12 protein-coding genes are annotated in these 12,123 nt (G+C 67.4%); 11 read left to right on the top strand and 1 reads right to left on the bottom strand.

The features are described 5' to 3' along the window. The first annotated feature begins 105 nt into the window (after positions 1–105). The 11 genes from ACZ69Q_RS21110 (at position 106) to ACZ69Q_RS21060 (ending at position 10,186) form a co-directional block, all read left to right on the top strand. A complete protein-coding gene (locus ACZ69Q_RS21110) occupies positions 106–1,440 on the top strand; it encodes an MraY family glycosyltransferase (RefSeq protein ID WP_471043946.1) in 1,335 nt (444 codons plus the stop codon). A 317-nt stretch (positions 1,441–1,757) separates the two neighbouring features. After that, a complete protein-coding gene (locus tag ACZ69Q_RS21105) occupies positions 1,758–2,204 on the top strand; it encodes a hypothetical protein (RefSeq protein WP_471043944.1) in 447 nt (148 codons plus the stop codon). 225 nt (positions 2,205–2,429) lie between these two features. Continuing rightward, positions 2,430–3,257, top strand: a complete 828-nt coding sequence (gene atpB / locus ACZ69Q_RS21100) for a F0F1 ATP synthase subunit A (RefSeq protein WP_471043941.1) — start codon at positions 2,430–2,432, stop codon at positions 3,255–3,257. Positions 3,258–3,332: 75 nt separating this feature from the next. Then, positions 3,333–3,563: an ATP synthase F0 subunit C gene (gene atpE / locus ACZ69Q_RS21095; RefSeq protein WP_006130155.1), complete on the top strand. Its 231-nt coding sequence runs from the start codon at positions 3,333–3,335 to the stop codon at positions 3,561–3,563. 41 nt (positions 3,564–3,604) lie between these two features. Then, a complete protein-coding gene (locus ACZ69Q_RS21090; protein ID WP_471043939.1) occupies positions 3,605–4,147 on the top strand; it encodes a F0F1 ATP synthase subunit B in 543 nt (180 codons plus the stop codon). Beyond that, positions 4,144–4,959: a F0F1 ATP synthase subunit delta gene (locus ACZ69Q_RS21085; protein WP_471043936.1), complete on the top strand. Its 816-nt coding sequence runs from the start codon at positions 4,144–4,146 to the stop codon at positions 4,957–4,959. The genes ACZ69Q_RS21090 and ACZ69Q_RS21085 overlap by 4 nt, the downstream gene beginning before the upstream one ends. 131 nt (positions 4,960–5,090) lie before the next feature. Then, complete coding sequence (gene atpA, locus ACZ69Q_RS21080; protein WP_471043933.1) at positions 5,091–6,698, top strand: F0F1 ATP synthase subunit alpha; 1,608 nt, start codon at positions 5,091–5,093, stop codon at positions 6,696–6,698. A 21-nt stretch (positions 6,699–6,719) separates the two neighbouring features. Further along, positions 6,720–7,637, top strand: a complete 918-nt coding sequence (locus ACZ69Q_RS21075; protein ID WP_471043930.1) for a F0F1 ATP synthase subunit gamma — start codon at positions 6,720–6,722, stop codon at positions 7,635–7,637. Further along, positions 7,637–9,073: a F0F1 ATP synthase subunit beta gene (gene atpD, locus ACZ69Q_RS21070; protein WP_471043928.1), complete on the top strand. Its 1,437-nt coding sequence runs from the start codon at positions 7,637–7,639 to the stop codon at positions 9,071–9,073. The genes ACZ69Q_RS21075 and atpD overlap by 1 nt, the downstream gene beginning before the upstream one ends. Positions 9,074–9,202: 129 nt before the next feature. After that, positions 9,203–9,577, top strand: a complete 375-nt coding sequence (locus ACZ69Q_RS21065) for a F0F1 ATP synthase subunit epsilon (RefSeq protein WP_194040551.1) — start codon at positions 9,203–9,205, stop codon at positions 9,575–9,577. A 162-nt stretch (positions 9,578–9,739) separates the two neighbouring features. Beyond that, positions 9,740–10,186, top strand: a complete 447-nt coding sequence (locus tag ACZ69Q_RS21060) for a DUF2550 domain-containing protein (RefSeq protein WP_471043925.1) — start codon at positions 9,740–9,742, stop codon at positions 10,184–10,186. A gap of 5 nt (positions 10,187–10,191) precedes the next feature. Here ACZ69Q_RS21060 and ACZ69Q_RS21055 read toward each other — a convergent pair whose 3' ends face one another. After that, positions 10,192–12,015 carry a glycosyl hydrolase family 18 protein gene (locus ACZ69Q_RS21055; protein ID WP_471043923.1) on the bottom strand — a complete coding sequence of 608 codons (1,824 nt, stop codon included), beginning with the start codon at positions 12,013–12,015 and terminating at the stop codon, positions 10,192–10,194. Positions 12,016–12,123 lie beyond the last annotated feature (108 nt).

Genomic DNA, 12,123 nt, shown 5'->3' with positions numbered 1-12,123 from the left:
TGCAACCATCGTCGCTACCCGGAAGTCCCCACACATATGCGTCGCGTATGCGTACGTCGCTAGGGTGTGGGGCTGAGATGGCCAGCGAGACTTGTGGGGAAGCCCGTGCGTGAATACCTGCTGACGCTCTGCATCACGGCCGCGGTGACGTATCTGCTGACAGGGCCGGTACGTAAGTTCGCGATCGTGGCCGGAGCCATGCCGCAGATCCGGGCACGCGACGTGCACCGCGAACCGACTCCGCGGCTCGGCGGTATCGCCATGTTCTTCGGCCTGTGCGCGGGCCTGCTGGCCGCCGACCACCTGACCAACCTCAGTACGGTCTTCGAGAAGTCCAACGAACCGCGGGCGCTGCTCTCCGGAGCGGCGCTCATCTGGCTGATCGGCGTCCTGGACGACAAGTTCGAGATCGACGCCCTGATCAAGCTGGGCGGCCAGATGATCGCCGCCGGCGTCATGGTCATGCAGGGTCTGACGATCCTGTGGCTGCCCATCCCGACGGTCGGCAACGTCGCGCTGACCCAGTGGCAGGGCACCCTGCTCACCGTCGCCCTGGTCGTCATCACCATCAACGCGGTCAACTTCGTCGACGGCCTGGACGGCCTCGCGGCCGGCATGGTGTGCATCGCGTCGGCGGCGTTCTTCCTCTACGCCTACCGCGTCTGGGTGTCGTACGGCATCGAGGCCGCCGCCCCGGCCACCCTGTTCTCGGCGATCCTGATGGGCATGTGCCTGGGCTTCCTGCCGCACAACATGCACCCCGCGCGCATCTTCATGGGCGACTCCGGCTCGATGCTGATCGGCCTGGTCCTCGCCGCGGGCGCCATCTCCATCACGGGACAGGTCGACCCGGACGCGCTGAAGCTGTTCGCCGGCTCCGAGAAGGCGGCCGTGCACCAGACGGTGCCCGTCTACATCCCGCTGCTGCTGCCGCTGACGATCATCGCGATTCCCGCCGCCGACCTGGTGCTGGCGATCGTGCGCCGCACCTGGCGCGGCCAGTCGCCGTTCGCCGCCGACCGCGGCCATCTGCACCACCGCCTGCTGGAGATCGGCCACTCCCACAGCCGCGCGGTGCTGATCATGTACTTCTGGTCGGCGCTGATCGCCTTCGGCGCCCTCGCCTACTCGGTGAACTCGGCGTCCATGTGGATCGTCCTCGGCGTGGTGTTCCTCAGCTTCATCGGCCTGGTCCTGCTTCTTCTGCCGCGCTTCACGCCCCGCGCCCCGCGCTGGGCGGAGCACTTCGTGCCGCCGCGCTACCGCCGGGGCGGGGCGGTCGCCGAGCCCGCGGCCGCCACACCGCAGACCGCGGTCGCCGAGTCCGAGGAGCAGCCGCGTACTCCGGTCGCCGCAGGGGTCTCGCGCGTCAACGGAGCGACCGCGATCGGCGCTCGTTCGCGGACCCTGGACCGGCGTAAAGCCGGAACGTCGCGCTGACGGTCAAGGTGAGAGAAGCCTCAAGGTAAGAATCTGACTAGAGCATTGCCAAGTCATGGGGGAACGAAGCACCCCAATACCAGACATGTCGGCAGTGTTTCTGCACAGACGCGCACCTTCACTCTCATGTGTGACACCGAGCACACGATCCAGGTAAAGACCTCATCAAATAGTTTGTGATACGGTTCACGAGAACCCGGGACAGAGCCGAAGGACCGAAGTGCGACGGTCCACCCGGCGTGAGGTTCTCTCTCAGCCCGGGACTACGCTCGTCCATGACGACACCCTGCCCCCACCGTGAAAGCGGAGTTGCCGCCATGCCGTCCAATGACGCCCGCACCCTGCTCCAGGCCGCCGTGCCCACAGCCGTCGCCGGTGCTGTTGCCGCCGTCGTCAGTGGCGTGGTCGCCGGTGGCAAGGGAGCGATCGGGGCCGTCGTCGCGACGCTGGTCGTGATCCTTTTCATGGGGATCGGCCTCTACGTACTTCAGCGCACTGCCAAATCGCTTCCGCATCTGTTCCAGGCAATGGGCCTGATGCTGTACGCGGCGCAGATCCTGTTGCTGTTCATCTTCATGGCCGCGTTCAAGAACACGACGCTGTTCAACCCCCGGGTCTTCGCGTTCACACTGCTCGGCACCACCCTGGTGTGGATCGCCATGCAGACGCGTGCCCACATGAAGGCCAAGATCCTCTACGTCGAACCCGATTCGGACACCTCCTCGAAGGACGGCAAGTCCGAAAAGACGGGGCACTCGTCGTGAGAGGTAGGGGTGGGATAAAGGCGCTTGAGAAGTCCTGCTATCGTCCGGTGCCAACTGCGGCATCGCGGGCGCGGGCATCTGAGCTGACGCCTGCTCAATCGCGAGGCTTGATGCCCCACAGCCGCCCCCACATCCGTAACACCAGTCCCGTGCCGAACCGCGGCTGCGCGCCGCGCCGACACAACGAGGTTGCCGTACCTATGCGCCACGCTGAAGGAGCCCGCGGTGAGTGCTGACCCGACGCAGGTGCTCGCCTTCGAGACCGACTGCCACCTGTTCGACGGGTGTGGCTTCGCCGATGTGTCTCCGGGCCTGCATTCGTTCATGTTCCAGCCCCTGTGGGGTGACGGCGACAGCAACGTGTACTTCAACAAGACGATGCTGCTGGCGCTGCTCGGCTCGATCATCATCGTGGGCTTCTTCTGGGCCGCGTTCCGCAGGCCGCAGGTGGTCCCGGGCAAGCTGCAGATGGTCGCCGAGGCTGGCTACGACTTCATCCGGCGCGGTGTCGTCTACGAGACCATCGGCAAGAAGGAAGGCGAGAAGTACGTACCGCTCGTCGTCTCGCTGTTCTTCTTCGTCTGGATGCTGAACCTCTGGTCGATCATTCCGATCGCCCAGTTCCCGGTCACCTCGATCATCTCGTATCCGCTGGTCCTGGCCCTGATCGTCTACATCCTGTGGGTGTCCCTGACGTTCAAGCGGCACGGCTTCGTCGGCTTCTGGAAGAACGTCACGGGCTACGACAAGTCGCTCGGCGCGGTGCTTCCGCTGGCCATGCTGATCGAGCTCTTCTCGAACCTGCTGATCCGGCCGTTCACCCACGCCGTGCGACTGTTCGCGAACATGTTCGCCGGTCACACCCTGCTGCTGCTCTTCACGATCGCTAGCTGGTACATGCTGAACGGCTTCGGCATCGCCTACGCGGGTGTCTCGTTCGTGATGGTCATCGTGATGACTGCCTTCGAGCTGTTCATCCAGGCCCTGCAGGCGTACGTGTTCGTCCTGCTGACGTGCACCTACATCCAGGGCGCTCTCGCCGAGCACCACTGAGCCAACGCCCTCCCACCTCCACAGATCGTCCGGTGGCCAACCCCCACCGGTCCGTAAAGAAAAGGAAGAACTGGCATGTCTGCGACCCTTGCTGCTGTCGAAGGCTCCCTCGGCTCCATTGGTTACGGCCTCGCCGCGATCGGCCCGGGCGTCGGCGTCGGCATCATCTTCGGTAACGGCACCCAGGCGCTTGCCCGTCAGCCCGAGGCTGCCGGCCTGATCCGTGCCAACCAGATCCTGGGCTTCGCCTTCTGTGAGGCGCTCGCCCTGATCGGTCTGGTCATGCCGTTCGTCTACGGCTACTGAGCCACCACACCAGTCCAGCCGACTAGACGAAAGGCACTCACATGAGCCACCTGCTCATCGCGGCGAGCGAGGGGGAGAACCCTCTCGTCCCGCCGATCCCTGAGCTTGTCATCGGCCTCCTCGCCTTCGTCATCGTCTTCGGCTTCCTCGCCAAGAAGCTCCTCCCGAACATCAACAAGGTTCTGGAAGAGCGCCGCGAGGCCATCGAGGGCGGTATCGAGAAGGCCGAGGCCGCCCAGACCGAGGCACAGAGCGTTCTGGAGCAGTACAAGGCCCAGCTCGCCGAGGCCCGGCACGAGGCCGCGCGTCTGCGCCAGGAGGCGCAGGAGCAGGGCGCCACGCTCATCGCCGAGATGCGCGCGGAAGGCCAGCGGCAGCGCGAGGAGATCGTCGCCGCCGGTCACGCCCAGATCGAGGCCGACCGCAAGGCCGCGTCGTCCGCGCTGCGCCAGGACGTCGGCAAGCTCGCCACCGACCTGGCAGGCAAGCTCGTCGGCGAGTCCCTCGAGGACCACGCCCGGCAGAGCCGCGTCATCGACCGCTTCCTCGACGAGCTCGAGGAGAAGGCCGAGGCCGGACGATGAACGGAGCGAGCCGCGAGGCCCTGGCAGCCGCACGCGAGCGACTCGACGCGCTGACGGACAACACGTCCGTCGACGCCGGACGGCTCGCCGACGAGCTGGCCGCCGTCACCGCGCTGCTCGACCGCGAGGTGTCGCTGCGTCGGGTCCTGACCGACCCGGCGCAGGCCGGCGAGGCCAAGGCCGAGCTGGCCCAGCGCCTGCTCGGTGGCCAGGTCGGCGGCGAGACCGCTGACCTGCTGGCCGGCATGGTGCGTTCCCGCTGGTCGCAGTCCCGCGACCTGGTGGACGCGCTGGAGGAGCTGGCGGACACCGCCGACCTCACCGCCGCGCAGAGGGCGGGCACGCTCGACGACGTCGAGGACGAGCTGTTCCGGTTCGGCCGGATCGTGTCCGGCAGCACCGAGCTGCGCGCCGCGCTCACCGACCGCGCCGCCACCACCTCGGCCAAGAGCGAGCTGCTGCGCAGCCTGCTCGGCGGCCGGGCCAAGGCGACCACGGAGCGTCTGGTGACGCGTCTTGTGACCGCGCCGCGTGGACGTAGCCTGGAGTCGGGACTGGAGTCCCTGTCCAAGCTCGCCGCCGAGCGCCGGGAACGCCTGGTCGCCGTGGTCACCTCGGCGGTGCCGCTGAGCGGCACGCAGAAGCGGCGCCTGGGTGCCGCTCTCGGGAAGCTCTACGGCCACACGATGCACCTCAACATCGACGTGGACCCCGAGGTCGTCGGCGGTATCCGCGTGCAGGTCGGTGACGAGGTCATCAACGGCTCCCTCGCGGACCGCATCGAGGACGCCGGCCGCCGACTGGCGGGCTAGCAGCAACTTCATAGCAATACGTACTTACGACGGCCCATGTTGGGCCGTGCAGAGGATTCACCTCTTTCAGGGGGGAGTCCCCATCCCCCCAAGTGAAACTTCGGGCCCAACAAGGAGAGCAGGGAACCCAGATGGCGGAGCTCACGATCCGGCCGGAGGAGATCCGGGACGCGCTGGAGAACTTCGTCCAGTCGTACAAGCCGGACGCGGCCTCGCGCGAGGAGGTCGGTACGGTCACCCTTGCCGGCGACGGCATCGCGAAGGTCGAGGGTCTTCCCTCGGCCATGGCCAACGAACTGCTGAAGTTCGAGGACGGCACCCTCGGCCTCGCGCTCAACCTGGAAGAGCGCGAGATCGGCGCCATCGTCCTCGGTGAGTTCAGCGGCATCGAGGAGGGCCAGCCGGTGCAGCGCACCGGTGAGGTGCTCTCCGTGGCCGTCGGCGAGGGCTACCTCGGCCGCGTCGTCGACCCGCTCGGCAACCCGATCGACGGCCTCGGCGAGATCGAGACCAGCGGTCGTCGCGCCCTCGAGCTGCAGGCCCCGGGCGTCATGGCCCGTAAGTCGGTGCACGAGCCGATGGAGACCGGCTACAAGGCCGTCGACGCGATGACCCCGATCGGCCGTGGCCAGCGTCAGCTTGTCATCGGTGACCGCCAGACCGGCAAGACCGCCCTGGCCGTCGACACGATCATCAACCAGCGCGACAACTGGCGCTCCGGCGACCCGAAGAAGCAGGTCCGCTGCATCTACGTCGCCATCGGCCAGAAGGGCTCCACCATCGCGTCCGTGCGCGGTGCGCTGGAGGAGAACGGCGCGCTGGAGTACACGACCATCGTCGCCGCCCCGGCGTCCGACCCGGCCGGCTTCAAGTACCTGGCGCCGTACACCGGTTCGGCCATCGGTCAGCAGTGGATGTACGAGGGCAAGCACGTCCTCATCATCTTCGACGACCTCTCGAAGCAGGCCGACGCCTACCGCGCCGTGTCGCTGCTGCTGCGCCGCCCGCCGGGCCGTGAGGCCTACCCGGGTGACGTCTTCTACCTGCACTCCCGTCTGCTGGAGCGCTGCGCGAAGCTCTCCGACGAGATGGGCGCCGGTTCGATGACGGGTCTGCCGATCGTCGAGACCAAGGCGAACGACGTGTCGGCGTTCATCCCGACCAACGTCATCTCCATCACCGACGGCCAGTGCTTCCTGGAGTCGGACCTGTTCAACGCCGGTCAGCGCCCCGCGCTGAACGTCGGTATCTCCGTCTCCCGAGTCGGTGGTTCCGCGCAGCACAAGGCGATGAAGCAGGTCTCCGGTCGTCTGCGCGTCGACCTCGCCCAGTTCCGTGAGCTGGAGGCGTTCGCCGCCTTCGGTTCCGACCTGGACGCCGCGTCGAAGGCGCAGCTCGAGCGCGGTCAGCGCATGGTCGAACTGCTGAAGCAGGCGCAGTACGAGCCGATGTCCACCGAGGACCAGGTCGTCTCCGTCTGGGCCGGCACCACCGGCAAGATGGACGATGTCCCGGTCGCCGACATCCGCCGCTTCGAGAAGGAGCTGCTGGAGTACCTGCACCGCAAGGAGCAGGGCCTCATGACCTCCATCAAGGAGGGCGGCAAGATGTCGGACGACACGCTCACCGCCATCGCCGACGCCATCGCGGAGTTCAAGAAGCAGTTCGAGACCGCGGACGGCAAGCTGCTCGGCGAGGACGCTCCGGCCGCCCCGAAGGCGACCAGCGCCTCCAAGTGACGTAAGGAAGGGACCTGACTCATGGGAGCCCAGCTCCGGGTCTACAAGCGTCGCATCCGATCCGTCACCGCGACCAAGAAGATCACGAAGGCGATGGAGATGATCGCCGCCTCGCGCGTCGTCAAGGCGCAGCGCAAGGTGGCGGCCTCCGCGCCGTACGCGACCGAGCTCACCCGCGCGGTCACGGCGGTCGGCACCGGCTCGAACACCAAGCACCCGCTGACCACGCAGGCCGAGACGGTCACGCGGTCCGCGGTGCTGCTCCTGACGAGCGACCGTGGCCTTGCCGGCGCCTTCAACTCCAACGCCATCAAGGCGGCGGAGCAGCTCACCGCGCGCCTGGAGGGCGAGGGCAAGGAGGTCGACAGCTACATCGTCGGCCGCCGCGGTGTGGCGCACTACAACTTCCGTGAGCGCAAGATCGCGGAGTCGTGGAGCGGTTTCACCGACGAGCCCACGTACGCGGACGCCAAGAAGGTCGCGGCCCCGCTGATCGAGGCCATCGAGAAGGAGACGGCGGACGGCGGCGTGGACGAGCTCCACATCGTCTACACCGAGTTCGTCTCGATGATGACGCAGCAGGCGCTGGACGCCCAGCTCCTGCCGCTCAGCCTCGAAGAGGTCGCGGAGGAGGCGCCCGGCAAGGGCGAGATCCTCCCGCTGTACGACTTCGAGCCCTCGGCGGAGGACGTCCTCGACGCCCTGCTGCCGCGGTACGTCGAGAGCCGTATCTACAACGCGCTGCTTCAGTCGGCGGCCTCGAAGCACGCCGCCACGCGGCGCGCGATGAAGTCGGCCACCGACAACGCGGGCGAGCTGATCAACACGCTCTCCCGTCTTGCCAACGCGGCCCGCCAGGCCGAAATCACCCAGGAAATCAGCGAGATCGTCGGTGGCTCCAGTGCCCTGGCCGACGCGACCGCGGGGAGTGACCGCTAATGACCACCACTGTTGAGACCGCGACGGCCACGGGCCGCGTCGCCCGGGTCATCGGCCCGGTCGTCGACGTGGAGTTCCCCGTCGACGCGATGCCGGAGATCTACAACGCCCTCCACGTCGAGGTCGCCGACCCGGCGAACGCGGGCGAGAAGAAGACGCTGACCCTGGAGGTCGCCCAGCACCTGGGTGACGGCCTGGTCCGCACCATCTCCATGCAGCCCACCGACGGCCTGGTCCGCCAGGCCCCGGTCACCGACACCGGCGACGGCATCACCGTCCCGGTCGGCGACTTCACCAAGGGCAAGGTGTTCAACACCCTCGGTGAGGTGCTGAACGTCGACGAGAAGTACGACGGCGAGCGCTGGTCCATCCACCGCAAGGCCCCGAACTTCGACGAGCTCGAGTCGAAGACCGAGATGTTCGAGACCGGCGTCAAGGTCATCGACCTGCTGACCCCGTACGTCAAGGGCGGCAAGATCGGTCTGTTCGGCGGCGCCGGCGTCGGCAAGACGGTGCTCATCCAGGAGATGATCTACCGCGTCGCCAACAACCACGACGGTGTGTCGGTGTTCGCCGGTGTCGGCGAGCGCACCCGTGAGGGCAACGACCTCATCGACGAGATGAGCGAGTCGGGCGTCATCGACAAGACCGCGCTGGTCTTCGGTCAGATGGACGAGCCCCCGGGCACCCGTCTGCGCGTGGCCCTCGCCGGTCTGACCATGGCGGAGTACTTCCGCGATGTGCAGAAGCAGGACGTGCTGTTCTTCATCGACAACATCTTCCGCTTCACCCAGGCCGGTTCCGAGGTGTCGACCCTGCTCGGCCGTATGCCCTCCGCGGTGGGCTACCAGCCGAACCTGGCCGACGAGATGGGTCTCCTCCAGGAGCGCATCACCTCGACCCGTGGTCACTCGATCACCTCGATGCAGGCGATCTACGTCCCCGCGGACGACCTGACCGACCCGGCCCCGGCCACCACCTTCGCCCACCTCGACGCGACGACGGTTCTGTCCCGTCCGATCTCCGAGAAGGGCATCTACCCGGCCGTGGACCCGCTGGACTCCACGTCCCGGATCCTGGACCCGCGCTACATCGCGCAGGACCACTACAACACCGCCATGCGCGTCAAGGGGATCCTCCAGAAGTACAAGGACCTCCAGGACATCATCGCGATCCTCGGTATCGACGAGCTCAGCGAGGAGGACAAGCTGGTCGTCCAGCGTGCCCGCCGCGTCGAGCGCTTCCTGTCCCAGAACACCCACGTCGCCAAGCAGTTCACCGGTGTGGACGGCTCCGACGTGCCGCTGGACGAGTCGATCACCGCGTTCAACGCGATCTGCGACGGTGAGTTCGACCACTTCCCGGAGCAGGCGTTCTTCATGTGCGGTGGTCTTGAGGACCTCAAGAAGAACGCGAAGGAGCTGGGCGTCTCCTGACGTACCGGTCTTCGTGAGCCATTGAGCTCTTGATGAGGGGGCGGGGCACGTCCCGCCCCCTCTTCCATGCCTACTAGACTTGTAACCAACACCCGGCACAACCGCCGGGTGGTGACCCGAGGAGCCACCTTGGCTGCTGAGCTGCACGTCGCGCTGGTCGCCGCCGACCGTGAGGTCTGGTCGGGCCAGGCCACCCTGGTCGTCGCGCGCACCACGTCCGGCGACATCGGCGTCATGCCCGGTCACCAGCCGCTGCTCGGTGTGCTGGAGTCGGGCCCGGTGACCATCCGTACGAGTGATGGCGGGACCGTCATCGCCGCGGTGCACGGCGGATTCATCTCGTTCGCGGACGACAAGCTGTCGCTGCTGGCCGAGATCGCCGAACTGTCGGACGAGATCGATGTCCAGCGCGCTGAGCGGGCACTGGAGCGCGCGAAGTCGGACGACGACGCGTCCGCCGAGCGCCGCGCGGAGGTCCGCCTGCGGGCGGCGACGGCGCGCTGACCCACGGGGTCACCTTCCGGGCCGTCTAGGCTCTGGGGGAGCGCACCCGATGACATCACTCAGCCGCGGCTGGGACCGGAGCAATCCGGTGCCGGTCGCGGCTGAGGCAGATATGGAAGTTTTTTCCGTTCCGTTACCTAGGAGACGAGGAGGTCGGTGTCGATGGTCCTCGCTCTGACTGTGTGCGGAATCGTCGTCGCCCTTGTGGTGCTGGGGTTGTTCGTCTTCGGCCTGCGCCGCAGACTCATCCAGCGCTCGGGCGGCACTTTCGACTGTTCGCTGCGCTGGGACGTGCCGGAGAAAGCCGACACCAGCGGCAAGGGCTGGAGCTACGGCGTCGCCCGCTACAACGGCGACCGCATCGAGTGGTACCGCGTCTTCTCCTACGCCTACCGCCCGCGCCGCATCCTGGAGCGCTCCGCGATCGAGGTGGCCGGCCGGCGTCTGCCCGACGGCGAGGAGGAACTGGCGCTGCTCTCGGACGCCGTGATCCTCACCTGTCTGCACCGGGGCACGCGTCTCGAACTCGCCATGAGCGAAGACGCGCTGACCGGATTTCTCGCGTGGCTTGAGGCAGCCCCGCCCGGTCAGCGCGTCAATGTTGCCTAGCGGGCTTAACTCAGCCCGTTGTTGATGGCGGTCACCAGCTCACCGCCCGCGGTGTCGCCGCTGAACTCCCAGAAGAACGCGCCGCCCAGGCCCTGGTTCTTGGCCCAGGACATCTTCCCGGCGATCGTCGACGGGGTGTCGTAGGACCACCAGTTGTTGCCGCAGTAGGCGTAGGCCGTGCCGGCGATGGTGCCGTTCGCCGGGCAGGAGTTCTTCAGGACCTTGTAGTCCTCGATGCCGGCCTCGTAGGTGCCGGGCGCGGCTCCGGTCGCCGTCCCGCCGGGGGCGGCCTGGGTGACGCCGGTCCAGCCGCGGCCGTAGAAGCCGATGCCGAGCAGCAGCTTCTTGGATGCCACGCCCTTGGACTTGAGCTTGGCGATGGCGTCGGCGGAGTTGAAGCCCGCCTGCGGGATGCCGGCGTACGACGTGAGCGGCGAGTGCGGCGCGGTCGGGCCCTGCGCGTTGAAGGCGCCGAAGTAGTCGTACGTCATCACGTTGTACCAGTCGAGGTACTGGGAGGCGCCGCCGTAGTCGGCCGCGTCGATCTTGCCGCCGGAGGAGCCGTCGGCGGTGATGGCCGCGGTGACCAGGTAGTTCGGGCCGAATTCCGTGCGCAGCGCGGACATCAGGTTCTTGATGGCCGCGGGGCCGGAGGTGTCGCAGGTCAGGCCGCAGGCGTTCGGGTACTCCCAGTCGATGTCGATGCCGTCGAAGACATCGGCCCAGCGCGGGTCCTCGACCACGGCCTTGCAGGACTTGGCGAACGCCGCCGCGTTGGCCGCTGCCTGGCCGAAGCCCCCGGAGTAGGTCCAGCCGCCGAAGGAGTACAGCACCTTGATGTGCGGGTACTTGGCCTTGAGCTGACGCAACTGGTTGAAGTTGCCGCGCAGCGGCTGGTCCCACGTGTCGGCGGCACCGCTGACGGACTGGTCGGCGGTGTACGCCTTGTCGTAGGCGGCGTAGGTGTCGTCGACGGTGCACTGACCGTTCTTGACGTTGCCGAACGCGTAGTTGATGTGCGTGATCTTCGACGCGGAGCCGGAGCTCACCAGGTTCTTGACGTGGTAGTTGCGGCCGTAGACGCCCCACTCGGTGAAGTAGCCGAGCTTGACCTTGTCGCCGGTGGGCGGCGGGTCGGTGGTGCCGCCGGTGGTGCGCACCGCGCGGGCGCCGCTGACCGGGCCCGTCTGGTCGGCGGTGTCGCGGGCCTGGACGGTGTAGGAGTAGTCGGTGCCGGCGGTCAGGCCGGTGTCGGAGTACGACGTCGTCGTCACGGTGGCGACCTTGGCGCCGTCGCGCAGGACGTCGTAGTTCTTGATGCCCTTGTCGTCGGTGGCGGCGCTCCAGGACAGCTTCACCGAGGTGTTGGTGATGTCGGAGGCGCTGGGGGTGCCGGGGGCGGAGGGAGCGGCGTCCCCCGGGACGGTGCCGCCGTCACAACTTCCGCCGTTCAGCTTGCAGTTGGCGGGGGAGCCGGAGCCGGCGCCGTTGAAGCCGAAGGAGACGGAGGCGCCGGGGGCGAGGGTGCCGTTCCAGGACTTGTTCTTGGCGGTCCAGTGGGTGCCGGAGGAGGTGACGTCGGCGTCCCAGGCGGAGGTGACGGAGGTGCCGGAGGGGAAGTCCCACTCCACGGTCCAGGAGCTGAGGGACGTGGTGCCGGTGTTCTTCACCGTCCACTTGCCCTCGAAGCCGGAGCCCCAGTCCTGGGTCTTGGCGTAGGTGGCGGTGGCGGATGTGGCGGCTTCGGCCGGGCTCGCGAGGCCGACCAGACCGGCCAGCGGGAGCAGCAGGGTCGCGAACCCCGCCACGGCTCTGTGTCTGAAGCGCATGCTGCGCCTCCTTGGGGAGTTGGGGGCGTGACTGAGCCTTCACGCCCACGGTGCCGCGAGAATAGAAAGGTCTGGACCACAGGTCAATAGGTCTGGACCACTCTCGTA

The sequence above is a fragment of the Streptomyces sp. NPDC036764 genome, assembly GCF_055609385.1.
Note: the sequence above shows the minus strand (reverse complement) of the source record. Positions and strands in the feature narration are given on the sequence as shown.